This is a genomic window from Methylobacterium organophilum (assembly GCF_022533465.1).
Taxonomy (GTDB): Bacteria; Pseudomonadota; Alphaproteobacteria; order Rhizobiales; family Beijerinckiaceae; genus Methylobacterium; species Methylobacterium organophilum.
Window position 1 is genome coordinate 2426743 of sequence record NZ_CP092848.1, and the last position, 26558, is coordinate 2453300.

General features: G+C 64.5%; 25 protein-coding genes, 2 tRNA genes and 2 pseudogenes. 19 read left to right on the forward strand and 10 right to left on the reverse strand.

What is annotated here, in order from left to right; translation table 11 throughout:
- The first annotated feature begins 13 nt into the window (after positions 1 to 13).
- Positions 14 to 1486 carry a cobyric acid synthase gene (locus MMB17_RS11205; protein WP_241101970.1) on the forward strand — a complete coding sequence of 491 codons (1473 nt, stop codon included), beginning with the start codon at positions 14 to 16 and terminating at the stop codon, positions 1484 to 1486.
- Here MMB17_RS11205 and cbiB read toward each other — a convergent pair.
- Positions 1479 to 2474, reverse strand: coding sequence for an adenosylcobinamide-phosphate synthase CbiB (cbiB, locus tag MMB17_RS11210; protein WP_241101971.1), 996 nt, complete (start codon positions 2472 to 2474; stop codon positions 1479 to 1481). The two genes, MMB17_RS11205 and cbiB, sit on opposite strands and share 8 nt — an antisense overlap.
- Positions 2475 to 2499: 25 nt before the next feature.
- Between cbiB and cobD the strand changes: the two genes are divergently transcribed.
- Positions 2500 to 3528, forward strand: coding sequence for a threonine-phosphate decarboxylase CobD (gene cobD / locus MMB17_RS11215; protein WP_241101972.1), 1029 nt, complete (start codon positions 2500 to 2502; stop codon positions 3526 to 3528).
- On the opposite strand, the gene MMB17_RS11220 is transcribed toward cobD, so the two are convergent.
- The gene (locus MMB17_RS11220; protein WP_241101973.1) at positions 3515 to 4687 is read right to left on the reverse strand and encodes an MFS transporter; all 1173 of its coding nucleotides are present in this window, start codon (positions 4685 to 4687) and stop codon (positions 3515 to 3517) included. The genes cobD and MMB17_RS11220 overlap by 14 nt on opposite strands.
- A 315-nt stretch (positions 4688 to 5002) precedes the next feature.
- Between MMB17_RS11220 and MMB17_RS11225 the strand changes: the two genes are divergently transcribed.
- From MMB17_RS11225 to MMB17_RS11235, 3 genes are all read left to right on the forward strand, one after another.
- Complete coding sequence (locus MMB17_RS11225; RefSeq protein ID WP_241101974.1) at positions 5003 to 5191, forward strand: hypothetical protein; 189 nt, start codon at positions 5003 to 5005, stop codon at positions 5189 to 5191.
- A 126-nt stretch (positions 5192 to 5317) separates the two neighbouring features.
- A complete protein-coding gene (locus MMB17_RS11230) occupies positions 5318 to 6727 on the forward strand; it encodes a malonyl-CoA decarboxylase (protein WP_241101975.1) in 1410 nt (469 codons plus the stop codon).
- A gap of 76 nt (positions 6728 to 6803) precedes the next feature.
- A complete protein-coding gene (locus MMB17_RS11235) occupies positions 6804 to 7247 on the forward strand; it encodes a hypothetical protein (protein WP_238310247.1) in 444 nt (147 codons plus the stop codon).
- A 16-nt stretch (positions 7248 to 7263) separates the two neighbouring features.
- On the opposite strand, the gene MMB17_RS11240 is transcribed toward MMB17_RS11235, so the two are convergent.
- Positions 7264 to 7491 (reverse strand): hypothetical protein, encoded by a 228-nt coding sequence (locus MMB17_RS11240; protein WP_373324934.1) that lies wholly within the window; start codon positions 7489 to 7491, stop codon positions 7264 to 7266.
- 180 nt (positions 7492 to 7671) lie between these two features.
- On the opposite strand from MMB17_RS11240, the gene fae reads away from it, so the two are divergent.
- A complete protein-coding gene (gene fae, locus MMB17_RS11245; protein WP_238310245.1) occupies positions 7672 to 8211 on the forward strand; it encodes a formaldehyde-activating enzyme in 540 nt (179 codons plus the stop codon).
- Positions 8212 to 8411: 200 nt separating this feature from the next.
- The gene (locus tag MMB17_RS11250; RefSeq protein WP_238310244.1) at positions 8412 to 8660 is read left to right on the forward strand and encodes a hypothetical protein; all 249 of its coding nucleotides are present in this window, start codon (positions 8412 to 8414) and stop codon (positions 8658 to 8660) included.
- Positions 8661 to 8750: 90 nt separating this feature from the next.
- Here MMB17_RS11250 and urtE read toward each other — a convergent pair whose 3' ends face one another.
- The 6 genes from urtE to MMB17_RS11280 form a co-directional block, all read right to left on the reverse strand.
- Positions 8751 to 9446, reverse strand: a complete 696-nt coding sequence (urtE, locus tag MMB17_RS11255; protein WP_241101976.1) for an urea ABC transporter ATP-binding subunit UrtE — start codon at positions 9444 to 9446, stop codon at positions 8751 to 8753.
- A 4-nt stretch (positions 9447 to 9450) separates the two neighbouring features.
- Positions 9451 to 10257, reverse strand: a complete 807-nt coding sequence (gene urtD, locus MMB17_RS11260) for an urea ABC transporter ATP-binding protein UrtD (RefSeq protein WP_241101977.1) — start codon at positions 10255 to 10257, stop codon at positions 9451 to 9453.
- Positions 10257 to 11411 carry an urea ABC transporter permease subunit UrtC gene (urtC, locus tag MMB17_RS11265; RefSeq protein ID WP_241101978.1) on the reverse strand — a complete coding sequence of 385 codons (1155 nt, stop codon included), beginning with the start codon at positions 11409 to 11411 and terminating at the stop codon, positions 10257 to 10259. Before urtC ends, urtD begins: the two co-directional genes overlap by 1 nt.
- Positions 11408 to 13024 carry an urea ABC transporter permease subunit UrtB gene (gene urtB, locus MMB17_RS11270; RefSeq protein ID WP_420847360.1) on the reverse strand — a complete coding sequence of 539 codons (1617 nt, stop codon included), beginning with the start codon at positions 13022 to 13024 and terminating at the stop codon, positions 11408 to 11410. Before urtB ends, urtC begins: the two co-directional genes overlap by 4 nt.
- Before the next feature lie 73 nt (positions 13025 to 13097).
- Positions 13098 to 14333 carry an urea ABC transporter substrate-binding protein gene (gene urtA / locus MMB17_RS11275; RefSeq protein ID WP_241102175.1) on the reverse strand — a complete coding sequence of 412 codons (1236 nt, stop codon included), beginning with the start codon at positions 14331 to 14333 and terminating at the stop codon, positions 13098 to 13100.
- A 361-nt stretch (positions 14334 to 14694) separates the two neighbouring features.
- Positions 14695 to 14771 (reverse strand) — tRNA-Arg (locus tag MMB17_RS11280).
- Positions 14772 to 15035: 264 nt separating this feature from the next.
- Between MMB17_RS11280 and MMB17_RS11285 the strand changes: the two genes are divergently transcribed.
- Positions 15036 to 15109, forward strand: a tRNA-Gln gene (locus MMB17_RS11285).
- 73 nt (positions 15110 to 15182) lie between these two features.
- On the opposite strand, the gene MMB17_RS25250 is transcribed toward MMB17_RS11285, so the two are convergent.
- Positions 15183 to 15308 (reverse strand): hypothetical protein, encoded by a 126-nt coding sequence (locus MMB17_RS25250; protein WP_276518067.1) that lies wholly within the window; start codon positions 15306 to 15308, stop codon positions 15183 to 15185.
- A 28-nt stretch (positions 15309 to 15336) separates the two neighbouring features.
- Between MMB17_RS25250 and MMB17_RS11290 the strand changes: the two are divergent.
- From MMB17_RS11290 to MMB17_RS11340, 11 genes and pseudogenes are all read left to right on the forward strand, one after another.
- Positions 15337 to 15597: pseudogene (locus MMB17_RS11290) on the forward strand (Ros/MucR family transcriptional regulator); the annotation flags it as partial.
- Between the two features lie 74 nt (positions 15598 to 15671).
- Positions 15672 to 15794: pseudogene (locus MMB17_RS11295) on the forward strand (GapR family DNA-binding domain-containing protein); the annotation flags it as partial.
- A gap of 652 nt (positions 15795 to 16446) precedes the next feature.
- Positions 16447 to 16713: an NrdR family transcriptional regulator gene (locus tag MMB17_RS25395; protein WP_420847361.1), complete on the forward strand. Its 267-nt coding sequence runs from the start codon at positions 16447 to 16449 to the stop codon at positions 16711 to 16713.
- Positions 16714 to 16723: 10 nt separating this feature from the next.
- Positions 16724 to 17446, forward strand: coding sequence for a Ros/MucR family transcriptional regulator (locus MMB17_RS25400; protein WP_420847362.1), 723 nt, complete (start codon positions 16724 to 16726; stop codon positions 17444 to 17446).
- Positions 17447 to 17991: 545 nt separating this feature from the next.
- Positions 17992 to 18797 (forward strand): IS5 family transposase gene (locus MMB17_RS11305; RefSeq protein ID WP_241099007.1). Its coding sequence is split into 2 segments (ribosomal slippage): positions 17992 to 18319 and positions 18319 to 18797, totalling 807 coding nucleotides; the frame shifts between segments, so codons are not numbered across the junction.
- Between the two features lie 675 nt (positions 18798 to 19472).
- Positions 19473 to 19613: a DUF6894 family protein gene (locus MMB17_RS11310; RefSeq protein WP_241101979.1), complete on the forward strand. Its 141-nt coding sequence runs from the start codon at positions 19473 to 19475 to the stop codon at positions 19611 to 19613.
- Between the two features lie 858 nt (positions 19614 to 20471).
- Complete coding sequence (locus MMB17_RS11315) at positions 20472 to 20672, forward strand: hypothetical protein (RefSeq protein WP_241101980.1); 201 nt, start codon at positions 20472 to 20474, stop codon at positions 20670 to 20672.
- A 356-nt stretch (positions 20673 to 21028) separates the two neighbouring features.
- A complete protein-coding gene (locus MMB17_RS25255; RefSeq protein ID WP_276518068.1) occupies positions 21029 to 22414 on the forward strand; it encodes a methyl-accepting chemotaxis protein in 1386 nt (461 codons plus the stop codon).
- Between the two features lie 26 nt (positions 22415 to 22440).
- On the forward strand, positions 22441 to 24822 hold the full coding sequence (locus MMB17_RS11330; protein WP_241101981.1) for a bifunctional diguanylate cyclase/phosphodiesterase: 2382 nt from the start codon (positions 22441 to 22443) through the stop codon (positions 24820 to 24822).
- A gap of 12 nt (positions 24823 to 24834) precedes the next feature.
- Entirely contained in the window at positions 24835 to 25275 is a 441-nt protein-coding gene (locus MMB17_RS11335; RefSeq protein ID WP_241101982.1) for a BLUF domain-containing protein, read from the forward strand.
- A 253-nt stretch (positions 25276 to 25528) separates the two neighbouring features.
- Entirely contained in the window at positions 25529 to 26545 is a 1017-nt protein-coding gene (locus tag MMB17_RS11340; RefSeq protein ID WP_241101983.1) for a helix-turn-helix domain-containing protein, read from the forward strand.
- Positions 26546 to 26558: the final 13 nt, after the last annotated feature.

Genomic DNA, 26558 nt, shown 5'->3' on the forward strand with positions numbered 1-26558 from the left:
GGGGCGCCGTGCCATGACCCGCGCCCTGATGATCCAGGGGACCGGCTCCGATGTCGGCAAGTCGCTGATCGTCGCCGGTCTCGCCCGTGCCTTCACCCGGGCCGGCCTCGCCGTGCGGCCGTTCAAGCCGCAGAACATGTCGAACAACGCCGCCGTGACCGCCGATGGCGGCGAGATCGGCCGCGCCCAGGCCCTGCAGGCGCGGGCGGCACGGGTGCCGCCCTCAGTCCACATGAACCCGGTCCTGCTCAAGCCGCAGAGCGATGTCGGCGCGCAGGTGGTGGTGCAGGGCCGCATGGTCGGCACGGCCCGAGCGCGGGACTACCAGGAAATGAAGCCGAAGCTCCTGGCCTCGGTGCTCGACAGCTACGCGCGGCTGCGGGGGCAGGCCGACCTCGTCCTCGTCGAGGGGGCGGGCTCGCCGGCGGAGGTGAATCTGCGCCGGGGCGACATCGCGAATATGGGCTTCGCGCGGGCGGCGGGCGTGCCCGTGGTGCTGGTCGGCGACATCGACCGGGGCGGCGTCATCGCCAGCCTCGTCGGCACCAAGGTGGTGATCGAGCCGGAGGACGCGGCGATGATCCGCGGCTTCCTCGTCAACCGCTTCCGTGGCGATCCGAGCCTGTTCGACGACGGGATGGCGATCATCGCGCAGCGCACCGGCTGGGCGCCGCTCGGCCTCGTGCCGCACTTCCCCGAGGCCGCGCACCTGCCGCCGGAGGATGCCCTCGCCCTCGACCAGCCGGGGCCGCGGCGCCTGCCCGGCGCTCCGGTGGTGGCGGTGCCGGTCTTCCCGCACATCGCGAATTTCGACGATCTCGATCCGCTCCGCCAGGAGCCCGGCGTCGAGGTGGTGTTCGTGCGCCCGGGCCTGCCCCTGCCGGAGCGGGCGGCGCTGATCGTCCTGCCCGGCTCGAAGACCACGATCGACGATCTCGCCTTCGCCCGCGCGCAGGGATGGGACGCGGATCTGCGCGCGCATCTCGCCCGCGGCCGGCCGGTGCTGGGGCTCTGCGGCGGCTATCAGATGATGGGGCGCAGCATCGACGACCCGCACGGCATCGAGGGGGCGCCGCGCCGCGTCGAGGGTCTCGGCCTGCTCGATCTCGAGACGGTGATGACGCCGGAGAAGCGGCTCGTCGCGGTGAGCGGCACCAGTGTCGCGGACGGAGTGCCCTTCGCCGGCTACGAGATGCATGTCGGCGACACGACCGGGCCGGATGCGGCGCGGCCGCTCCTGCGCTTCTCGGACGGTAGACCGGACGGGGCGGTCTCGGCGGACGGGCGCGTCTGCGGCACCTATGTCCACGGCCTCTTCGCCGACGACCGCCAGCGGGCCGCCTGGCTCGCCCGGATCGGCGCCGCCCCGAGCGGGGACTCCTACGAGGCGGGAATCGACGCGGTGCTCGACCGCTTCGCCGACCACCTCGAAGCGCATGTCGATTGCGAGCGCCTGCTGGCGCTGGCGGGGAGCCGCCTCAGCTGAGGAAGGCCAGGGCGGCAAGGCTCGCGCCGATCAGCCAGAGCAGCAGGCATGCGCTGCGATAGAGGGTGAGCGCCCGCTCGATATCCGCCGGGGCGGCCTCCGCCCGGCCAAGGCCCATCCAGGCATCCTCCACCCGCATCTCGCCGTAGATGCGCGGGCCGGCGAGCCGCAGGCCGAGCGCCCCGGCCATCGCCGCCTCCGGCCAGCCGGCATTGGGCGAGCGGTGATGGCGCGCGTCGCGGCGGAGCGCCACCCAGCCCTCGCGGGCGGAGGCGCCCGGATGCAGAGCGGCGGCGGCGAGGATCAGCAGGGCGGTCAGCCGGGAGGCCGGCAGGTTCACGAGATCGTCGAGCCGGGCGGAGGCCCAGCCGAAGGCCTCGTGGCGCGGGGTGCGGTGGCCGATCATGCTGTCGGCGGTGTTGATCGCCTTGTAGAGCACGCCCCCGGGCAGGCCGAGGGCGCCGATCCAGAAGGCCGGCGCGACGATGCCGTCGGAAAAGTTCTCGGACAGGCTCTCGATGGCGGCGCGGCAGATCGCGGCCTCGTCCAGGCTCTCGGGATTGCGCCCGACGATCATCGAGACGGCCCTCCGCCCGCCGGTCAGGCCCTCTTCGCGCAGGTCCCGGGCGACGCGGGCGACATGGTCGTGGAGGCTGCGCTGGGCGGGCAGACTCGCGGCGAGCAGGGCGAGGATCGGGAGGGCCGCAGCCGGTCCCGTCAGGGCGGCAAGACGGGTGAGGGCGAGCGCCGCGCCCCCCGCGACCAGGAGGAGAATGGCCAGCGCCGCCACCCCGGCGATCCGCCGCCGCTGCGGGTCGCCGCGGTTGAGCCCCCGGTCGAGCCGGCCGATCAGGGCGCCGATCCAGGTGACAGGGTGGCCGAGCAGGCTGTAGAGCGCGGCCGGATAACCCGACGCCGCTTCCACCGCCAGGGCCAGCGCCAGGATCGCGAGGCTGCCGGGCGGGCGGATCAGGTCGGTCCAGTCCATCGCGATCCGTCGTTCCAGAGAGACCATGCCAGCAGCCGGCCGAGGGGATGAGGAGGACGCGGGCCCCGCGCCGATCCTGCATGGCGGCGACCTCGCGGCCGCGCGCCGGCTGTTTCCGGAAGCGCCCGAGCCCTGGCTCGACCTCTCGACCGGGATCAACCCGGTCCCCTATCCGCTGCCGCCCTTCGAGGCCAGCGCCCTGACACGGCTGCCCTCGCAGGCCGATCTCGCCGCACTGAAGCGGGCCGCGGCCGCGGCCTACGGCGCGCGGGATCTCGACGAGATCGCCTGCGCCCCGGGCACGCAGATCCTGATCGAGACGCTGCCGCGGCTCATGCCGGCGACGCGGGTCGCGGTGGTCGGGCCGACCTATGCCGAGCACGCGGCCGCGTGGGGCCGGGCGGGCCATGCCGTCGAGACGGTGCCGGAGCTCGCCGTGACGGCGGCCGCGGCGGTTGTCGTCCTCGTCAGCCCCAACAATCCCGATGGCCGCCGGGTCGCCCCGGCGGAGATCGAGGCCTTGCGCGCCCGGCTCGCCCGCGCCGGCGGCCTGCTGGTGCTCGACCGCGCCTTCGCGGATCTGGAGCCGGGGGAGGGGGCTTGGCCGGGCGAGCGCGACGGCTTGGTCGAACTGCGCTCCTTCGGCAAGAGCTACGGGCTCGCCGGCCTGCGCCTCGGCTTCGCCCTGGCGAGTCCGGAGTACGTCGCCCGCCTCGAGACGGCGCTCGGCCCCTGGGCGGTGTCGGGCCCGGCGATCGCCGCGGGCCGGATCGCGCTCTCCGACCTCGAATGGCGCCGGCAGATGGCGCAGACCTGCGCGGCGGAGGCGGACCGGCTCGACCGCATGCTGCTGCGGGCCGGGGGGCGGCTGGTCGGCGGCACCACCCTGTTCCGCACGGCCGATTTTCCCGACGGGCCGGGGCTGTTCCGGCGGCTCGGCGCGGCAGGGATCTATGTCCGGCGCTTCGCCGAGAATCCGGCGCGGCTGCGCTTCGGCCTGCCGGGGGACAAGGCCGCCTGGTGCCGCCTGTCCCGGGTGCTCAAGCCGTCCTGACGCGGCCGCCGGCCGCCACCGCGAGGGCCGCCAGGGCGAAGCCGAGGCCGACGACGCAGACTCCCGGCCAGCCGGCGAACAGGAAGGCCTGGGTGCCGCAGAAGGCCCCGACCGCGCCGCCGCTGAAGATGGCTGTGAACAGCACGGTGTTGATGCGGCCGCGGGCGCCGGGCACCAGGGCATAGGCCCGGGTCTGGTTGGCGATGAGCGCGCCATTGATGCCGACATCGATCAGCAGCACGCCGAGGACGATGGCCGTGAGCGACCAGGTGCCCGCCGCCCAGAGCACGGTGAAGGCCGCCACCACGCACAGGCCCCCGGCGATCACCACGGGCTTGGCGCCCTCCCGGTCGCTGAAGCGTCCTGCGATCGGCGCGAACAGGGCGCCGGCGAGGCCGATCACCCCGAACAGGCCCGCGCCCGCCGGGGTGAAGGAGAAGGGCTCCGCCTCGACGAGGAGGGCGAGCGTCACCCAGAAGGCGTTGAAGCTCGCGAAGAGCAGGGCCTGGGACAGGCTGGCGTTCCGCAGGACTGGCTGCGTGCGCACGAGGCCCAGCACCGAGTACATCAGCGCCCGGTAGCGCAGCGGCTTGCCGGCCCCGCCCGCCGGCAGCGTCGCCGTGGCGAGGCCCGCCATGGCCAGCGCCAGCGCCGCCGCCCCAAGGAAGACGGCGCGCCAGCCGAGATGCGCGCCGACGAAGCCGCTCAAGGTCCGTGCGAGCAGGATGCCGCCGAGCAGCCCCGTCATCACCTGGCCGACGATGCGGCCCCGCGTGGCATCGGGGGCGAGCTCCGCCGCGAAGGGCACGGCCTGCTGTGCCGCCGAGGCGAGCACCCCGACGGCGAGGCTCGCGAGCGTGAGGGCGAGGAGATTCGGGCTGAGACCCGCGGCAACCAGGGCCACGGCGAGGGCGAGGAGCTGCCACACGATCAGCCTGCGACGGGGCAGGCTGTCCCCCAGCGGCACCAGCAGGAGGATACCGAGGCCGTAGCCGACCAGCGTCGCGGTCGGCACGAGAAGGGCTGCCCGCTCGCCGAGATCCTGGACGAGGACGGCAAGCAAGGGCTGGTTGTAGTAGATATTGGCGACCGCCCCGCCCGCGATCAGGGTGAGGCCGAGGCGGGTGCGGGCCGTGAAGCCGGAAGGCGGGACGTTCATCGGCCTGTCTCCCGCGGCGCCGCGAGGGAGGCGGGAGGGAGCGGCAGGGTCAAGCAGGGCATAGGCCGGCCTATGTTGTGGAACACGCTCCGGCAAGCCGATCCGGCCGGGGGCGGCCTTGCGCCTCAGGGGTGCGGGATTTGCACCTGAGGGTTGTTGTCCCCATATCCAATCCGTTGGGGATGTTGAGGGTTTTGGCGGTGGACTCGCCTGCGGCCCCCGTCTCGGCCTATCCTTGGGCCCAAGCCCCGCGCGAATCGCGCAGCCCCCCATTCCAACGGGAAGATCGCAACACAGGAACGACAGGGACAGCGGATGCCGCACTACCGCATCGATTTCGCCAAGCAGATCCTCGGGGTGCCCTTCAAGGTGGGCTCGGTGGAGATCGCGCGGGCGCGCGATCCGGAGCGGGCCCTGCGCGCGGCGGAGCTGCGTTTCGCCCGCCTGCACGGGGTGCTCGACTGGCGCGAGCGTGCGGATACGGCCGCGCTCGCCGCGGCGTGATCGAGTGGCTGCCCATGCCTTGAGGTGGCTGGCCCCGGCGGCCTGATCGCCTTACATCCCTGAGCGGTGCTGCCGCCGGCCGGCGGCGCCGATGACAAGCGGGCGGGGAGGTCCAGGCGGCGTTTCATGGCGGCGATCTCGTTCCTCGGCGACCTCCTTCAGACCATCAGCGACCGCGGCCGCGACCTGATCAGCTTCGGGCGCGGCGATCCGGCGCGCAATGCCGATGCCGGCGAGCTCCTGAAGCTCTGCGAAGACCTGATCTCCCGGCGCGGCGAGGCCTCCGGCGTCGCCCTGGCCCGCCTGATTCTCGACCGCTACGCGGTGCTGCCGGCGCCCGAGCGCCTCGCCTTTCTCCGGCTGATCGCGGCCGAGTTCGATGCCGACCACGAGGCGGTGGACGAGGCCATCGCCGCCTACCGCGCCGACCCGACCCGGGCCCGGCTCGGGCGCCTGCACGCGGCGGCCGAGCCCCGCGCCCAGGAGCTGATCCGCCGGCTCAACCTCGCCCGCGGCGGCACGCTCGCCCTGGTGCGCATGCGCGAGGACCTGTTCGGCCTGCGCAAGACCCTGCGCCAGGAGGGGGCCGATCCGGACCTGATCGACGCCGCCGACAGCCTCGACAGCGATTTCGAGCATCTCTTCGCCTCGTGGTTCAACCGGGGCTTCCTGGTGCTGCGTCACATCGACTGGACGACGCCGGCCCATATCCTGGAAAAGATCATCCGCTACGAGGCGGTGCACGCGATCCAGGACTGGAACGACCTGCGCCGGCGCATCGAGCCGGCGGATCGGCGCTGCTTCGCCTTCTTTCATCCCGCCCTGCTCGACGAGCCGCTGATCTTCGTCGAGGTGGCGCTGACCGGCGGCATCCCGGCGGCGATCGGGCCGATCCTCGCCGACGAGCGCGAGACCCTGCCGATCAAGGCCGCCAACACGGCCGTGTTCTACTCGATCTCGAACTGCCAGAAGGGCTTGGCCGGCGTCACCTTCGGCAACTTCCTCATCAAGCAGGTGGTCGAGGACATCGTCCGCGAGGTCCCGAGCCTGAAGACCTTCGTCACCCTGTCGCCGGTGCCTGGCTTCCGCAGCTGGCTCGACCGGGAGCGCCGGGCGGATGCGCCGCAGGGACTGACCCGGGAGGACGTGGAGACCCTGCGCCTGCTCGACCGCCCGGACTGGGCCACCGACAAGGCGGCCTGCGAGGCCGTCCGAAAGGCGATGATTCCCGCCGCGGCGGCCTATTTCCTGCGCGCCAAGAACGAGAAGGGCCGCCCGCTCGACCCCGTCGCCCGCTTCCATCTCGGCAACGGTGCCCGGCTGGAGCGGGTGAACTTCCTCGGGGACACCTCGGCCAACGGGATGAAGCAATCCTACGGGCTGATGGTGAACTACCTCTACGATCTTTCCGCCATCGAGAAGAACCACGAGACCTATGCCGATCTCGGTACGGTCGCGACCTCCTCCGCCGTCAGCCGCGAGTTGCGCGCCAACCTGCCGCCGATCCGCGCCGTGGCGCTCGCGGAAGCGGGATGAACGTGGCCTCTTGACCGCGCAAGCGTAGCGGTTTCAATGCGGGCCGATGCGTGTCCGGGTTGAGAGGGCGACGACAATGCGGCGGCTGGCGCTTGCGCTCGCCCTCGGTTCGAGCCTCGCGGTCTCGGGCTGCACGGGCTTCGCCTATATCTCGAAGACCTACGTGGCGCAGACGCCGCAGGTCGTGACCATCGGCTGCAACGAGCCCTACGAGATCTACGACAACCGGCAGCGCCGCCGGGTGCTGGTGGTTTCGAACGCCCTGCGCGAAGTCACCGGCTGCGATGTCGGCGACCTGCAGGCCGGGCGCCCGCCGGCCGAGACCCGGACGACCCGCTTCCGCACCGCTGCCCGCACCTATCTCGACGAGACCGTGCGCGAGGATTGCAAGATCACCGGCGAGACGGTGTTCAGCGACCTCCAGAGCGAGTTCACCTATTCCTGTGCCGAGCCTGTCGAGCCGCGGGGCGCCAAGGTGCCGCGCCTGCCGGGCCGCCGCCCGGTCACCGGCACGCGCTGAGCCCCGAAGCCGGGCGTTACGCGTCGCGGGAGGGAGAGAAGGTCCGCTCGGTGGCGTCGCCCGCCGCCCGCAGCAAGGCGCGGGCGAAGGCGCGGGCTTCCGCCCGTTCCAGGCGTAGGAGCGCGGTGACCGGCTTGCCGTCGAGATCCGGCAGGGCGATCTCCAGGCGCACGCCCTCGCCCTCCGCCGTTGCCGAGAGGCTCCAGCCGCGCTCCCTCGGCATCTGACCGCCCGTTCCGCCCATCGCCGGCACTCCCGCCCTCGCCGCCTGCCGTCCCGCGGCGGGCACGCTGCCCGTCAATGGCCGATCGACGCCCGGGACGCCAGGGGCATGCGCGCGCCGTGATTGACGGGGGAGGCTCGGGATGATGTCTGCGCGGCCGATGCCGCTCGCTGCGGCCCATCCGTCAACGAGGGTGTTTCCATGTCCGAGATCTGGTTCCGCACCGGCGAGGCGACCGTGCTCGCCGCCGAGGGGCAGTACACCGATGCCATGCCCGAGGTGCTAATCGGCTCCACCCGCGGCCCCGTCGGCCAGGCCTTCGCCTCGATGATGGGGCAGGTGCAGGGCCATACCCGCATGTTCGTGGTGCGCGACCTCAACCAGCTCGTGCGTCCGGCCACGATGATGACCACCAAGGTCACCATCCACACGGCCGAGTATGCCGAGTTGCTCGGCGGCGTGGTCCAGGCCGCCACGGGCGACGCGATCATCGATTGCGTGATTGAGGGCGTGCTGCCGAAGGACGGGCTCGACGAGCTCTGCATGATCATCATGATCTGGCTCGACGAGCGTTGCGCCGCCGACCCGAACGTCGACCGCAAGGACCTCTACCGCACCAACTACGAGGCGACGAAGCTCGCCATCGCCCGTGCCATGAAGGGCGAGCCGACGATCGACGAGCTGATCGCCAACCGCAAGACGGTGAAGCACTACGCCCTGGAAGACGTCATCGACTACTGAGCGCGTCGCCGAGGGAGCGGTCCATGCCGCTCCCTCCGTCTCGCGAAGTCTCCGCTTCTCCTGGACCGGGATGAATTTCATCCCGGTTGCTGCGTGCGCATAAGCACGTCACGCCGGCCGGTGACACCCCATTTCAAGATCACGCAAGATGAAGTGGCTCCGGATCGACCGGCCACATTGCGAAGGAGCTTGAGAAGACGATGAAAACCCGTGTCGCCGCTGCCGTCACCGCCCTCGTTCTCGGCGTTGCCGCCCCGGCCTCGTCCGCCCTGGCGTTCTCGGAGAGCTGGGACCCGCGCTACGACGTGACGACGACGGGCTCGCTCAACCCTTCCGACCACCCGCGCTATGACCGCTGCCCGATGAGCTCGGCCAGCGAGGGCAACGCCCAGCAGCAGAACTTCCCGACCAAGCAGTACGGCCAGACCTCCGGCGGCTACCGCTGCTGATCGGATCGCCGGCCTCGGGCCGGCGCCTCCTGAAGCGTGACGAGGCAGGCGGCGGGATTCCGGTCCCGCCGTTTCCATGTCGGGCCGGCGCTAAACCGACATCAGCCGGAGCACCTCCGCCTCGACCATCTCCGCGCGCGTCCCCGACAACACCACCTGCCCGCGATCCATCACCGCGTAGCTGTCGCAGAGGTCGCGGGCCCACTCGAAATACTGCTCGACCAGCACGATCGCCATCTCGCCCTTGTCGCGCAGGTAGCTGATCGCCCGGCCGATATCCTTGATGATCGAGGGTTGGATGCCCTCCGTCGGCTCGTCGAGCACGAGCAGCTTCGGGCGGGTGACGAGGGCGCGGCCAATGGCGAGCTGTTGCTGCTGGCCTCCGGAGAGGTCGCCGCCGCGCCGGTGCAGCATGTCCTTCAGCACCGGGAACAGGTCGTAGATCTCGGCCGGCACGTAGCGATCCTTGCGCGCGCAGGGGGCGAAGCCCGTCTCGAGATTCTCCTTCACGGTCAGCAGCGGGAAGATCTCGCGGCCTTGGGGCACGAAGGCGACCCCAGCCCGCGCCCGATCGTAGGGCGCCAGCCCCGAGAGTACCGTGTCGCCGAGCCGGATCGAGCCCTTGGCGATGGGCTGCTGCCCGACGATGGCGCGCAGCAGCGAGGTCTTGCCGACGCCGTTGCGCCCGAGCACGGTGGTGACCTTGCCGGTCTCGGCGGTGAGCGAGACCCCGCGCAGGGCCTTGGCCGCCCCGTAATAGAGATCGATTCCGTCGACCGTCAGCATCGCCTCAGCGCCCCAGATAGACTTCGACCACCTTCGGGTCGGCGGACACGGCGTCGATCGAGCCTTCGGCCAATACCGCGCCCTCGTGCAGGCAGGTGACGCGGCATTCGAGGGCGCGCACGAAATGCATGTCGTGCTCCACCACGATCACCGCGTGGTCGCGGGCGATCTCGCGCAGGAGCCGCGCCGTCTCGGCGGTCTCGGCATCGGTCATGCCGGCCACCGGCTCGTCCACGAGCAGGAGCTTCGGATCCTGCGCGAGCAGCATGCCGATCTCCAGCCACTGCTTCTGGCCGTGGGAGAGATCGGCCGCCGGCCGCTCGCGATGGGCGATCAGCCCGACCTTGGTGAGCAGCGCGTCGATGCGCTCGGCCGCGACGCGGTTGCGCCAGCCGAACAGGGAGGCGACGCCCGAGCGCGGACCTTTCAGCGCCAGCAGGATGTTGTCGGCCACCGTGTGGCTCTCGAACACGGTAGGCTTCTGGAATTTCCGGCCGATGCCAAGATCGGCGATGGCCGGCTCGTCGAGCTTGGTCAGGTCGTGCGTCCCGTCGAAGAGCGCGATGCCGGTATCGGGCCGCGTCTTGCCGGTGATGCAGTCCATCATCGTGGTCTTGCCGGCCCCGTTCGGGCCGATGATCGCGCGCATCTCCCCCCGGTCGAGGGTCAGCGAGAGGCCGCGCAGGGCCCGGTAGCCGTCGAAGGTGACCTTGAGATCGTCGAGATAGAGGAGGGCCTCCGTGACCTTGCGGGCCGGTGCGGCGCCCGCCTCGGCGGAGGCCGGCGGGGCGAGGAGATCGGCGCTGCTCATCAGCCCTGGCCTTCTTCCGCGAGCTTCGGGGGAATCGCGGGCTCGGGCGGAAGCTTGGCCGCCGCCCTCCGGCTGCCGAAGCGCTCCACCAGCGTGCCGACGATGCCCTTGGGCAGGAACAGCGTCACCACCACGAACAAGGCGCCTAGCGCGAAGAGCCAGGCATCCGGCAGAGCGCCGGTGAGCACCGTCTTGGCGTAGTTGACGATCACGGCACCGAGCGCTGCGCCGACCAGCGTGCCGCGTCCGCCGACCGCGACCCAGATCACCGCCTCGATGGAGTTGGTGGGGGCGAACTCACCTGGATTGATGATGCCGACCTGCGGCACGTAGAGCGCGCCGGCCACGCCCGCCATCATGGCCGAGACCGTGAAGGCGAGCGTCTTGTAGTGCTCCGGCCGGTAGCCGAGGAAGCGCGTGCGCGATTCAGCGTCGCGCACGGCGATCAGGATCTTGCCGTAGGCCGAGACCGTCATGAAGCGGGCGACGAGGTAGCCGAGCGCCAGGGCGATCCCGGTCGCCACGAACAGCGCCACGCGCGTGCCCTGCGCCTGGATGGGGAAGCCGAGGATGTCCTTGAAGTCGGTCAGCCCGTTATTGCCGCCGAGACCCATGTCGTTGCGGAAGAAGGCCAGCATCAGCGCGAAGGTCATCGCCTGGGTGATGATCGACAGGTAGACGCCCGTTACCCGCGAGCGGAAGGCGAGCCAGCCGAACACGAAGGCGAGCAGCCCCGGCACCGCCAGCACCATCAGCGCGGCGAAGGCGAAGTGGTCGAAGCCGAGCCAGTACCAGGGCAATTCCTTGTAGTTCAGGAACACCATGAAGTCGGGCAGGACCGGGTTGCCGTAGACGCCGCGCGGCCCGATCTGCCGCATCAGGTACATGCCCATCGCGTAGCCGCCGAGCCCGAAGAAGGCGCCGTGGCCGAGGGAGAGGATGCCGCAATAGCCCCAGACCAGATCGAGGCTGAGCGCGAGCAGGGCGAAGGCGAGGTACTTGCCGAACAGCGAGACGAGGTAGGTCGGTAGGTGCAGGCCCGAGCCCTCGGGGATGACGAGGTTCAGGAGCGGGACGATTGCGCAGAAGGCGGCGAGCGCCGCCAGGAAGATCCAGCCCTTCGGGTCGATGAGGCGGGTTCGGGGCGTGCTCACGATTCCACCGCCCGGCCCTTGAGGGCGAACAGGCCGCGCGGGCGCTTCTGGATGAAGAGGATGATGAAGATCAGAAGGGCGATCTTGGCGAGCACGGCGCCGAGATACGGCTCGAACAGCTTGTTGGCGACGCCCAGCGTCAGCGCCGCCACCAGCGTGCCCCAGAGATTGCCCACGCCCCCGAACACCACGACCAGGAAGGAATCGATGATGTAGCCCTGGCCGAGATTGGGCGAGACGTTGTCGATCTGCGAGAGCGCAACGCCGGCAATGCCCGCGATGCCGGAGCCGAGGCCGAAGGTCATGGCGTCGACCCAGGGCGTGCGGATGCCCATGGCGGCGGCCATGCGCCGGTTCTGCGTCACCGCCCGCGTCTTCAGGCCGAAGGAGGTCCTCCGCAGCACGAAGAGCAGCCCGAGGAAGACCGCGAAGGAGAAAGCCACGATCCAGAGTCGGCCCCAGGTGATCGACAGGCCGAACAGGTCGAAGGCGCCGGTCATGAAGGCGGGCGAGCCGACCTCCCGGTTGGTCGGTCCGAAGATCGAGCGCACGGTCTGCTGCAGGATCAGGCTGACGCCGAAGGTGGCGAGCAGGGTCTCGAGCGGGCGCCCGTAGAGATAGCGGATGATGCCGCGCTCGATGGCGACGCCCACCGCGCCGGCCACGAGGAAGGCGCAGGGGATGCTGATGGCCAGCGACCAGTCGAACAGGCCGGGGGCGTGGGCGCGGATCGCGTCCTGCACGAGGAAGGTCGTGTAGGCCCCGAGCATCACCATCTCGCCATGGGCCATGTTGATGATGCCCATCACCCCGAAGGTGATGGCGAGCCCGATGGCGGCGAGCAGCAGCACCGAGCCGAGCGACAGGCCGTACCAGACGTTCTGGGCCGCGCCGACGAGGGCGAGCCGCCGCTCGATCGAGGCGATGCCGCGCTCGGCGGCGGCCTTCACGGCCTCGCTCGGGTCGCTGGCGCTAAGCCCGCGCAGGATCGCGATGGCATCGCCGTCGCCGCGGGCCTGGATCGCCGAGAGCGCGGACAGCCGATCCGCCTCGGACGTGCCGGGCTGGCCCAGTAGCAGGGCGGCGCGGGCCTCGCCGAGACTCTTGCGCAGGCGCGGATCGCTCTCCTTGGCGAGGGCGGCCTCGAGCGCCGGCAGGGCGGCCACGTCGCGGGCCTTGAACACGGCATCCGCCGCCTCCCGGCGCTTGCCCGCATCCGGGCTCGCGAGGTTGAGGAGACCCTGCGCCGCCTCGATCGCCCGGCGGACCTTGTTGTTGGCGCGGACCGGCTTCAGGCCCTCGGCCGTCGCCGGGACACCGGTGCGGGCATCGACGAGGCCGTTTGCCTCCTTGACGAACAGCGCCTTGTCCGAGGGTCGGTAGAGCAGCCGCCCGTCCGACAGGGCGGTGAGGACCGCACCCGCACGCGGATCGCCGCTGGCCGCGAGCCCGGTGATGCCGGCTTCGATGTCGGAATAGCTGTCGGCGGCGAGCCTGCCGTAGGCCGTGTCCGCGGGCGTCTGCGCCAGAGCGATGCCCGGCAGGACGAGGATCAGCAGCAGGGCCAGCAGGTGGCCCGTGACGCCGCTCGCCCGCGCTTCGAACCCACGCACATCCCGCTCCTCTCGACGCCTTCGGCATCCTGCCCGCGTCGCGCGCGGGCAGGTCAGTCCGACGTGACGGCGCTCAGGCGCCGCCGCATTTCTTGGTCTTGGTGTTGTAGTTGCCGCACTTGAGCGTGACCCAGTCGGCCTCGAGGTCCTTCGAGCCCTCGAGCTGCTTGGACCAAGCCTCGCCGGGGATCAGCTCGTCGGTCTTGTTGACCACGTCGAACTGGCCGTCATCCTTGATCTCGCCGATGAAGACCGGCTTCGTGATGTGGTGGTTGGGCAGCATCTTCGAGGTGCCGCCGGTGAGGTTCTTCTGCTCGATGCCGGGCAGGGCGTCGATCACCTTGTCGGGATCGGTGGTGCCGGCCTTCTCCACCGCCTTCACCCACATGTTGAAGCCGATGTAATGCGCCTCCATCGGATCGTTGGTGACGCGCTTCGGGTTCTTGGTGAAGGCCTTCCACTGTTCGATGAAGGATTTGTTCTCCGGCGTGTCGATCGACATGAAGTAGTTCCACGCCGCGAGGTGGCCGACGAGCGGCTTGGTGTCGATGCCGGCGAGCTCTTCCTCGCCGACCGAGAAGGCGACGACCGGGATGTCGGTGGCCTTCACGCCTTGGTTGGCGAGCTCCTTGTAGAAGGGCACGTTGGCATCGCCGTTGATCGTCGAGACCACGGCGGTCTTCTTGCCCGCCGAGCCGAAGCTCTTGATCGCGGCGACGCGCGTCTGCCAGTCGGACTGGCCGAACGGCGTGTAGTTGATCGAGATGTCTTCCGGCTTCACGCCCTTGGCCTTGAGGTAGGCTTCGAGGATCTTGTTGGTGGTGCGCGGATAGACGTAGTCTGTGCCCTCCAGCACCCAGCGCTCGACCTTCTCCTCCTTCATCAGGTAGTCGACGGCCGGGATGGCCTGCTGGTTCGGGGCGGCGCCGGTGTAGAACACGTTGCGCTCGCTCTCCTCGCCCTCGTACTGGACGGGGTAGAACAGGACCGAATCCAGCTCTTTGAACACCGGCAGGACGGATTTGCGGGACACGCTGGTCCAGCAGCCGAACACCGCCGCGACCTTGTCCTTGGCGATCAGCTCGCGCGCCTTCTCGGCGAAGAGCGGCCAGTTGGAGGCCGGATCGACCACCACCGGCTCCAGCTTCTTGCCGAGCAGCCCGCCCTTCTTGTTCTGCTCCGCGATGAGCATCAGCATCGCGTCCTTGAGCGTCGTCTCGGAGATCGCCATCGTCCCCGAGAGCGAGTGCAGGATGCCGACCTTGATGGTCTCCTGCGCCTGCGCCACGCCCGAACCGAGCGCACCCATCACGAGCCCGGCTGCTAGAGCGGCGGCCGAACCCCAGGTCTTCCAAGCTTTCACGATCTACCTCTTGGCGTCGTCCCGAGACGGTCAAGCTCTATGCAAGCGACACGCCAGGGTGACCGGAACTTAGGCGGCCTCCTTCCGGGCTACCGGCCGGCGCCTCAGTTATGCCTATTTTTTCAGCATATCGCGCTGATCCGAGGCAGGATCCGGTCCGGGACTGCATCAGGGTCGGTCCGATGCGAAGCGCGGTGCCGAAAAGATCGGCTTCGGTCGGCGTTCCGCCCGCTCGAACGAAAGGAGCGGCCCGCCTCCGAAGAGCCTGCCTCGCAGGAGGACGTCTTTCAATCGGAGCAAAACGGGCTGGCGACCCCGGTAGGGCTCGAACCTACGACCTGCCGCTTAGAAGGCGGCTGCTCTATCCAGCTGAGCTACGGGGCCTGACAGGGCCGTGGCTCAGAAGCCATGGTGCCCCGGCCCGGTCAAGGGCTTGCCGAGCGGTCCGGCCTTCGCTGCAGCGCGGGTTCGCGCTCCCGCTTCCGGGACGGCTTCGCGATCGCGTGGCGGTTCCCGCGCAAAACGGGATGGACAAGCCGGAGCAGAGGCACTACATGGCGCGGGTCGTCGGCGGCCGGTCCGGACATGTGATCCGGATCCATCGTGAGCCACGGCGCCAATTTCTAAGCGCGTTCAAGCGCTTAGTGTTGGGGGATAGTTTAACGGTAGAACAGCGGACTCTGACTCCGTTAGTCGTGGTTCGAATCCACGTCCCCCAGCCACCTTTAAAATCAAGCACTTAGGCCCTGAACAAACGTTCCCGGAAAGGCCGGTTAGACAAAACCGTCCGTCTGGTTAGACAGCCTTTGTGCGCTTCCTGTTCTCCCGATCCAGTCGCCGCACCACGCCCTTGAGCTTGGGTTCGAGGTCGGCCTCGCGCGAGTAGTGCGCTGCCATGCCCTCGGTTTCCTGGCCGAGCATGTCGGCGATCGTGCGCGTGTCGAAGGCGAGCGCCGCTCAGATTCGGAAGTCGATCACGGCCGACGCGATCGTCAGCTTCCTCGACGGCAAGCCCTACAAGACGCTGAAGCGCCATCTGACCACGCACGGCCTCCAGCCGCACACCTACCGCCAGCGCTTCGGCCTGCCCGACGACTACCCGATGGTCGCGCCGAACTACGCTGCCCAGCGCTCGGCCCTGGCCAAGCAGATCGGGTTGGGTCGCGGCGGCGTGTGCGAGGCGCCAGCCCGGCACGCCGTCGCCGCCTGATCCCCCACTGCCGCCCGCCCTTTCGCGCATTCGTTGCCGGCGGGCGGCCTCCGCTTTCCATCGCTAGATTCCCCATGGCTGCCTCCCCCGCTCCCGCCGTCGATCCGTCCTCGGTCGCCGCCGACCAGTTGAAGAGCATCATCGAGCGCATCGAGCGTCTCGAGGAAGAGAAGGCAGGGATCAGGGCGTCGACGAAGAGGAGCGAGGACGGCTCCTGGAATTCGACCGGCTTCGCGCGGGCGCCGGCTGAGCGGCAGCGCTTCCTCGCCCTACGCAATGAGCTCGACGCCTGGCTGGAAGCGGGCGCTGAGGCCTGGGACCGGCAGCGGGTTTACGACCGGCTGCACGCCTTCCTGATGGGCTTCTCGCAGCTCCGCGCCCTCGACCCGGTCAACGGGGTGATGATGGTGAACGACTTCGTCGAGGCCGTGGAGGGTTTTCCAGTCGGCGTGGTCCACCGAGCCTGCAAGAGCTGGAATCAGCGTCGCTTCCCGTGGCCGAACTACGCTTTCCCGCTGACCCCGCCCGACATGCGCCGGGCCGTCGACGAGATGATCACGGAGATGAAGGTCGAGCGCTATGACCTCAACGCGGTGCTCCTGGCCAAGCCGGCGGACGGACGCTCGACACGCCCGACGGCTGAGGAGCGCGAGAAGGGTGCAGTCGCCGCAAGGCAGCTCATCGCCTCCATCGCCGAAGCCGGCAGGCGCCTGGACGAGGATCTGAGCGCGGCGGCTCGCCAGGGCAGCACCGCCGAACACCTTGAACACGTGCGGCGGTTCCAGGCCGCCGAGGCTGAGCGCAAGACAGAGATCGCCTGGCGCCGCACTGCTGAGGGCAGGCGCGCCAATGCTTAGTTGCCCCTCCTGCGGCTGGCCCGTTTTCAGCGTGGTCAGCAGTCGCGACAGCGCCAGGGCGATCCGCCGCTGGCGCGAATGCCGTCGCTGCAAAACCCGCTGGGCCACGGTCGAGATCGCCCGGGCCGACCTGCCCCCGGGAATGGACCCCATCATCGGGCGCCTCAGCGATCGGACCGAGGCCGCGAACTCGTCTCGTTCCAAGGGCCCGGCTCGCCGAGGCCAACGCCACGCCGGCTACGTCCCGCGCCGGCTTTGAGGAGGTGCCAGTGTCCGATCTCACCAAGATGAAGCCGTTCAGGATGGTCTACAGCCTCGGCACTGCGCCGACGGCCGCCCCAACTGAGAACGACGAGGTCGAGCAGGCGACCCCGGGGCAAATCCGGAAGTCGATCACGCCCCAGGCGCTGATCAGCTTCATCGACGGCAAGCCGTACAAGACGCTCAAGCGGCACCTCGGCACCCATGGGCTCGACCCCGTCGCCGACCGTCGGCGCTACGGATTGCCGGACGATTACCCGATGGTTGCGCCCAACTATTCGGCGGCGCGCTCCGCTCTCGCCAAGGAGATCGGTCTCGGCCGGGCCCGGCGGACGGGCGTCTTAGGCTGCGTAGGCGCCAAGCAGGACTCGGCTCGGAGCGTGATGGCGTCGCGTATCGCAAAACCTGACGTTCCGGTTTACCCGCCGCGCTACAGCCACCGGCAGGCCGTGGCGTGGATCATCTCAGCCCTGACCGATAAGCCCCCAAACCCCGATCTCGGTCCCTACCCGCTCGACCTGCGCATCCGTCGCCTGGTCGAGCGGGAGATCCCGGACCGGGAGCATCGCGAGCAGCTCAAGGCGTGGTGCCGCGCGCAAGCAGACGAAGGCACCTTCCGCGAGACCTGCCGGCTGCGTGGCTGGAGCCGGACGACGGCGCAGCGCCACGTCGATCTCGCGCTGACTCACCTATTGCTGGTGATGGTCCAACCGGCTGGAGGGGTCGAATGAGGCGGGCGACCAATGAAATCTGACACGTGGCAACGTCCGCGATGGGCGGATTTCTAGGAGGCTGCATTTGAGAATCAAATTCAACATGAATATTATTGAGGTAAATCAGATATTTTTCCTTTGTTTTGATGATAAGATAGTAGATTGGCGGGCGCTCAGCGAGGATCTAATGTGGATTCACAGTGAAGCAAGTTGTATTTCAGCAGTTCTGCTTATGGGCAGCCCATAATGGTCTACTCTCGTCGTCGAGCAACCATGATCCCTCAGCGGTGCTGGCGGCACATGGAAAATGCTCACGCCAAGTCCGCGCTACGCGCGTGCAATTCATTTTCTTCACTGAGAATTTGCACATGTATCTCATTCCCGAAGCGAGGGATAGTATCGCTACAATCTGATTCACCAGACATTGGCGAAGATGCTTCGAATCCAGTCTCGGCACGATCGCGAAAATTTCCGCCCCAACAGGGAACAAAGAGTTTCGAGCACTCTTTGTACTGGGGCTCTAAGAGCGTGGGACGAAACCTGTGTGAGCGAGTTGGAAGGGCATGGAGACCCTTGTCCCCGACGATCTGTGGGCGGTGATCGCGCCGCTTCTGCCGCCTGAGCGTGAGAAGCCGAAAGGCGGTCGCCCGCCAGCCTCGGACCGGGCGGCGCTGGCGGGCATCATCCTTGTGCTGCGGACCGGCATGCAGTGGAAGCACCTGCCGCGTTCCGAAGTCGGCTGCAGCGGCAAGACGAGTTGGCGGCGGCTGGGAGCGTGGCAGGCGGCCGGCGTCTGGGCCGCACTCCATCGCGCGATGCTGGAGCGGCTTCAGGACGCCGACGCGCTCGACTGGTCGCGGGCCGCCCTCGACAGCGCCAGCCTACCTGCGAAAAAAGGGGCTCCGCGACGGGGCCGAACCCGACGGACCGGGGCAAGCCGGGCACGAAGCGCCACCTCGTCGTGGACGCCAACGGCACGCCGCTCGGCCTGAGACTGAGCGGCGCCAACTGCCACGATAGCCGCATGCTGGCCGCCACGCTCGATGCGGTGCCGGGCGTGCGCACCGGCCGGCGTGGTCGCCCGCGGCGCAGACCCGACAAGCTGCATGCCGACAAGGGCTACGACCATCGCCGCTGCCGGCGCGAGTGCCGAGCCCGCAGCATCACGCCTCGGATTGCCCGGCGCGGCATCGAGAGCAATCAACGGCTGGGGCGCTATCGCTGGAGTGTGGAGCGCACGCTGGCCTGGCTCGCCCGCTTCCGCCGGCTCACCATCCGCTACGAGCGCCGGGCCGATCTCCATCTCGCCTTCACCACACTCGCTTGCGCCCTCATCTGCCAAGCTCAGGCCAGACGGTTTTGTCCCTAATTCTTAATCCCGTGTACGCGATGCGCCCCGGCTCCGGCCGGGGCGTTTTTTGCGTTTCAGCCGCCCGTATGCTCATCGGCTCTTCTGGCCAGCTGCGAACGTCCAGATCGGCACACCGGCCGGGCGGCCCGGCGCGTGTTGGCGGATGGCCATGGCCCCGAAGCTGATGCGGTCGGCGGAAACCGACACGGCCGCCTGACCCGATCATGAGCGCGCCGCACCAATCCACGCGCAGCGTGCCATGCTCTGGGTGGACAAGCGAGCCTCGGCGCATTCCGCGGATCGTACAGGCGCGTCGAAGAGCGTCTTCGACATGATCTCGCCTGGTGCCCTTTCCGCTAAGGGCCGATGCCATCGTGAGAGCACTGCGTCCGCCTGATGCAGCAGGCGAAGGCTGCTGTGGATGGCTCGGAGTGAGCGTGACATGCACGCTTCGTCACACTGCAGCTCCAGCGTGGCGTGAAAGCCCGGCATATTGGTCATGAGGCATACGATGTGACGCTACCGATACCCTCTTACCATTTCGGCTCAACCGCTCCCGCTTCAAGACGCGCTGGACATCACGTAATAAAGCGTACAGTCAGCCCTCGTTCGCCGAATCGAGTCAACGATTGGTCGCGAACCATTCTCTCAAGCTGAGGTTTCGCCCTCATCGAGCGATTACGAGTGGTGGGTATGCCCAACTACTTTTTCGATATCGATGATGGCGACCATGCATCAATCGATTATGATTGGTTAACTTTGAAAGATGTGGAGGAATTGCGATCGGAGGCGGTCAAGACTCTCCTCGAGATCGCTCAGGATACGCTGCCCTGACGTCCCCCATCGCGCAGGTCCTGGCTGTAGGGTCGGCCCATGCCGCGCTCCTCATTTGGAGCGCGCACTGAATCGGCTCAACCTCGCGGCGTGAACCCCGCCATGATGACTCAGCCCAAACCGAAAACGTTCTAGCAAGCGCAAAGAGCATGCCTGGGAACTCGACGCGGCGGCTCCTAAGGTTGCACGCAGGATGATGCCTTATCAGTTTGTCACAAAGTTATTGCAGACAATCATCGGCCGCGATTTCTCTGAGAGGAAATCGAAAAGAAATGATACTCAATGGTCAAGCTAGATCAACGGCACCGCATTTGGCAACGCTGCATCTGCAAATATCTCAATTATATTCTGCATAAAGCGGGTCGCTATCCATAGTATAGGTGCTGAATTTTAAGATGTATTGCGAAATACACATTCGAATTGTTATAGTTGTGGTGCAAACCTTGCGCACGACAACACTTACGGGTTTTGCGTCGTGCGCTTTGATTTTAATGGGACCGAACTATTCGACGGCGATGTAACGGCGACGAGCTTGACTGATGCACTCCTCCACGCCACCGCAATTGCAAAAGACCTACACGGGACAGTGATCCTCTATCGCATACAGCTACCCAACCAACAGAACAACGCGGCATTCCTGCCCCTTGCTACGACCGGTGAGGTCCAGCCCAGTTGGATCACTTATATCAAGGCTACTGGAGTCGGCGTTCCAAGGGACAGATTACCGGGATATGCTGCGAAAACGATATGTGATGTCTGTTATGTATCGCAAAAACTGAAAGTCGGCACATGCATCAATCGTCTAATGCCAGCAATGACACGACATCTACCGCCACGGAGATCGTCGAGAGTATGCAGATGCTCGACGACATCCGTAGAAGATGCTTCGATGAAATAAGCGATCTACGTTCGCTGAATGTTTCTCATGCAGATGAGCTGCGCGAGCGTTGCGAAGAATTGATTGTTATTACCTCTAATCTACACGAAGGTCTGGGCAAGCTACTGAAAAGTTTTATTGAGGTAGGTCGTACTGATCAAAAAATCATGATCGGACTATGAATAGCGTTTCAGGGCAGGGTCCACAAACGGATTGATCGAACCTGACGTGATATTTCAAGTCAGTATAAATAATAAAACTTCACCATGATTTTGCGCGTGTGATCCCGTTTGTTTGTAAGTAAGATCATTCAATCGGACTCATTTTAATAATTATTTCAGTGATTAGTGTGCCTAGCAAATAAATCTTACAGAAAAACCTCGACTTAACTATTATTTAAAGAATATAATCAATCATCATATCAGTTCTACATAGCGGGCTCTGAGTGATGACTATTATTTCCAGCATCTTGGCTGCGCGACATGCTGCGCCTGATATATCCCGGGCATACGTCGAGTTCACGCCCAACGGAATTATCGTGAATGCTGATGCCAAGTTCATTGCCCTGACAGGATACAACCTATCCGATTTAGTTGGCAAAGCCTACGACTCCTTGATTCAGATCGACGGGCTTGAGAATGCAGACGCCGCGGATATGTGGCTCGACTTGCGTGAAGGCCACGCGAAAACATGCGAAGTCAGGCTTAAAACAAATGATGCCCGTGAGATCTGGTTACATGCGACCCTGATTCCTTTATTTGATCGCCGACGGCGTGTCACAAAAATAGTCAAATTTGCAAACGACATTACTGCCACCAAGGTGCGCAGCCGCGATCTGGCTGGACAGATCGAGGCATTGCACAGATCTCAAGCTGTTATCGCCTTTAGACCCGACGGCACCATCATCGATGCAAACAGCAATTTCTTGGAAGCAACGGGTTATACGCTCGACGAGATCCGAGGTCGACATCATCGCCTCTTCGTCCCAGCTGACGAACAACAGGGGGATACGTATCACAGTTTTTGGGCTGCCCTCCAGCGTGGCGAATTCCAGTCGGGAGAGTTCCAACGCGTTGGAAAGGGTGGTCGTGAGATCTGGATCCAAGCAACCTATAACCCGGTCACCGATGAGCGTGGGCAAGTCGCCCGGGTGATAAAATTTTCAACTGACGTCACCTCCCAGGTCCAACAGCGTGAATCGCGCCTCGCTGCGCAGCGATCCATCAGCGTGAACCTGCGCGCGATCAGCGATGCCGTCGCAGACGTCGAAGCACAAACCTCGGAAGCAACTGTCACGGCAGGGCGTATTTCACGGGACATACAATGCATCGCATCCGGTGCAGAGCAGCTGTCTGCTTCAGTGGGTGCCATCAGTCAGCAGGTCGACCATGCAGCAGACATGGCTGATGCGGCTGTCGGACAAGTTTGTCATACTCGAAGCATTGTTGCTGGTCTCAGCCAGGAAGCTACACATATCAGTGACGTGATCGGAATCATCAACGCGATCGCCAGTCAAACGAACTTACTCGCTTTGAACGCGACGATCGAAGCAGCCCGCGCTGGACCGGCAGGAAGAGGCTTTGCCGTCGTCGCTGCCGAGGTGAAGGCTCTTGCTGAACAGACAGCCAGTGCGACGCGCAAGATCCACGGGCGGATCCTGGCAACGCAGGGGGCGACACGTGAAGCAGTCGAGGCGATCGGTGAGATCGGAACCGTCATTCAGAACATCAATGACGCTTACGCGATAATTGCTACCGCCGTCAGTGAGCAGTCGACTGTGGTTCGCGAGATGTCAGCCAGTATGCAAGCAGCTGCAGTTGGTATGAGCCACGTTGAGAAAATCATCGAACATACAAGACTGGCAAGTTTGCATGTGGATCATGTAACAAGAAAGACGAGCCAAGAGGTAACAGGGATTTCCTGACGTTTTCAATCCCGAATGCCTCGCAGGTGAGACTGCTCATGCATCAACTATATCTATGTGTAACGCAGCAGCATGATTTGCGGTTTGTGTTGATTGCTTCCGTGATCTGTGCGTTGGGTTCTTATTCAACGTTCGCAATGGGTGAGCAGGTCTTCCGTAGTAAGACAATCAAGGACAAGCTCGCCTGGGGGGCTGCGGGCGTGGTGTCCACGAGCACGGCTATCTGGGCAACTCATTTTATCGCCATGCTTGCTTACGAGCCAAACATGGCCTCCGGCTTCTCGGTTGGCTTGACCGGAGCGTCGCTCGTCGTGGCCTTTGCTCTAGTCGGTCTTGGAGCTGGACTGGTTGTCATCATGCCCGGGTTGTCCGGTCGCTTGGTGGGAGGCGCGATCGTCGGCCTCGCTATCTCCGCGATGCATTACACCGGCATGCGTGCCTATCATGTCCAAGGAGTTATGGACTGGGACCAGGTCGTTGTCGGGCAATCCATCGTCGTCGGCGCCGTTCTCGGAAGCTTGTCGATGATCGCGGCATTCCAACGACGACGCTCAGCACGACGCCTTGCACCGCTCCTTCTACTGCTTGCGGTTTGCGGCACACACTTTCTCGGTATGGATGCGGTCACGATCAGCTACGACCCGACGATCGCCATCCCCGGCGGAAGCATGAACGCGACCGTACTGTCGATACTCACTGCAAACGGCGCACTGCTGATCGTCGGACTGTCACTTGCCGCCCTGAGAGTTTGGCATAGCAATAAATTGCGCAATGAAGCTGAAGGACAGCGACTCCAAGATCTTGCAGACATTGCTGTTGAAGGGTTGATGATCTGCGACGGTGACACCATCCGCGGTATCAATAGGAGTCTAGAACGGATCCTAGGGCTGTCGAGAAAGGCCCTGCTCGGAGTCCCGCTCCAGCGTGTCCTCCCCGACATGCATATCGCTCACATTCCGGCAGCCCGTGAAGCAGACACACTCCTTTTGGATGCCGGAGGGGCACATATCCCTGTCCGCGTCATCGCGCAGTCGATCGCAATCCGGGGTAAGCCGCACACCATCGTTGCGGTGCGCGACCAGCGCGAGCGTTTGCGCGCAGAAGCCGAGATGCATCGGTTGGCTCTTCACGATGCCCTGACCGGGCTTGCCAATCGACGGCAGTTCCATGACGCGTTGGCGGATCGCTACACCTCCCTCAAAGCCGAAGATTCCGCACTCGCATTGTTCATGCTCGACCTTGATCGTTTTAAATTCGTCAATGATACGCTCGGTCATGGCATGGGAGATGCTTTATTATGTCGTGTATCTCAGCGGCTGCAACATGCCGTCAATAAAGGCGATCTTGTTGCGCGCCTGGGCGGTGACGAGTTCGCGGTTCTCATGGCTGCAGGATCTGATCTCGCCATTGTCCAAACTGTTGCCGAACGGGTCATAGACCTCTTAGGCCGTCCCTTCCTCATTGACGGACTTATCGTGAATATCGGCGTCAGCGTCGGTGTGGCGCTCGCACCGAACGACGGTGATACGCCGGAGCAGCTGATCGGTAATGCGGATCTCGCCTTATATGGTGCAAAGCAGGATGGGCGAAGCTGCTATCGCCTGTTCGAGGCGAGCATGAACGCTCGCGTCCAAGCGCGGCGTTCGCTTGAGCTCGACTTGCGCCAAGCCATATCAAGACAGGAATTCCACTTGTGTTATCAGCCCCAGGTCAATGCACGAACTGGTGCATATGACGGCGCAGAAGCACTGATACGTTGGTACCACCCCGAACGCGGTCTGGTCCCGCCCGCCGATTTCATTTCCCTGGCCGAGGAAACCGGACTCATTGCGCCGATCGGCGAATGGGTCTTGCACACCGCCTGTACGGAGGCCTTGTCATGGCCCGAGCACTTGACCGTTGCCGTGAACCTATCTCCGGTTCAGTTCCGCGATAGCCGACTTGCAACAACTGTTCGTGGCATTTTGGAGGTCACCGGATTGCCAGGAACAAGATTGGAGATCGAGATCACCGAGGGTTGCTTGTTGCAGGACGAACAGAAAACCCTGACGGTCCTATGCGAATTGCGATCTCTTGGAGTTCGAATTTCGATGGATGACTTTGGAACTGGCTACTCGTCGTTGAGCTATCTGCGCCGATTTCCCTTCGACAAAATCAAAATCGACCAATCATTCATACGGCAAACGCCGGCAGACAAGGATAGCGCCGCGATCGTCAGAGCGATCGCAACACTCGGCTCGAGCCTCGGCATGAAAATTACGGCCGAGGGTGTCGAAACAATCGCCCAATCAGATTTTATCATTAAGGAGGGTTGTGACCAAATTCAGGGTTACCTGATCAGCAAACCCGTGCCGTCGACGGAGATCGTCAAGTTGTTTGGGCGGACCGCACGCAAAATTAAAGCGTGATGGAGGCGTTAGATGCAAATTTATCGGCTGGTTTACGCGAGTGAGGGGGCGTTGATCGGAACCGAAGCTCACATCCGAAAGCAGATCGATGAGATCGTTGTGGGTTCGGTCGCCCGCAACGCAGCCAGCGATCTTACGGGAGCCATTATGCAGACCCGCACCGGGTTCATTCAAGTTCTCGAAGGACCCTTGTCAGCGCTCGAAGAAGCATTCGAACGCATTTGTCGCGATCTAAGACACAGGCAAATAGATTTACTGGAATTCACTCCAGTCGACAGCCGCACATTTGATCGATGGGCTATGGCTCTTGTCACTCCGAGTAGAGCCATTGGCAGGCTGATCTCGGCATCAGATTTTTGTGATGTCCACAAAAAAGATAAAATTTCTGCCCAACCCGTGATGCAACTGATGCAAACAATGCTATTGGTCCAGCAGGGCACCAACGCTGCATAACATCCTTAGTCGGCTGAAAGCTGATTTTGATCTCAACTGGTGTTGGGTCGCGACATCGAGGGTGCCTATCAGTTTCGATGTCGACAGTGTGATTAACAGTTTGTCATTTTTGAAATCCACTCCGTCATCGTCGCGCGTTGCCGGGTAACGTCCTCGGCCGAGTCATGGCATCATAGGTTATGCTGCCCTGAGCCCATTCGCCGTGTGCAGCCAGCATACGGCGGGAATGTAGTATTGACTTAGAAGATATCGAATGGACCGCAGGCGTAAATTGATCCATCTTAATGAAAAGCTTCCGTCTACTATAATGCGTTTCGATGAAATATTTAGTTCACTCAGACTCGATCAGCCGCAACGCTTGCGTGCGCTATCTTCATTGTCCGCCGATGTTCTGAACTATAATAATTCTTTTATCCAAAGCCATTCTAGCGAAAGTATCTCGACATATATTCACGAAACAACTTATCGACCGCACCTAATTAATGTTTATACCGCAGGATACGTAAATTTTCTATTCACGTATAATGGATCTAACTTGATTACTCTTAAGGACAGGATTTCCCACAACAGAAACATTGACGTCATCATCCTCATTAACACTAGCGACTATTCTTTGCGACAGAATGCTGGTAAGAACAAAAGGGCCATTAGTTTCATGGTCCGCCCGGAGGTACTGATCGAAGAGTATATGCTCAATATTCGGGCTCTTCCTGCGCACATATCTTCCGCTCTGCTTGGGAATGACGCTCGACCAATTATCATGAAATTTCCCCTGCCACCGCGTGTGAGAGCATCCGTCGACAACGTCTATTCAACCGACATCCACGGCAGAGCATTCGAAAGGTACGTATTCGCCAAGGCGGAGGAACTCGTTCTGGAAACGGTTCACATGCTTAACAATATCTATTCGCGCCATGGTCGCCCCTCGCTCGTGTCGCATGAGGAACGGTTCTCTCAAGCAATCGAGGCAGCCGCGTATCTTTATAGGCACAATATCGGCCAGAGCCTGTCGATCCCAGAGATTTGCCGAAAAGTTGGCTTGAATCGCAACGACCTCAATTCCGGTTTCAAAGATATATTTCGACAGTCGCCGGCTGAATACGGCAGAGCACAGACCTTAGAATGGGCAAAACTGCAATTGACTGAAGGAAATCACACTGTGAGTAGTATTTCTGAGGCAGCGGGATATAGCAGTGTTAGTGCTTTTTCGAGGGCCTACAGTTCCTATCACGGAGTTAGCCCGACTTTTCATTTGACCATGATGGCATAGGTTTTCATTCAAG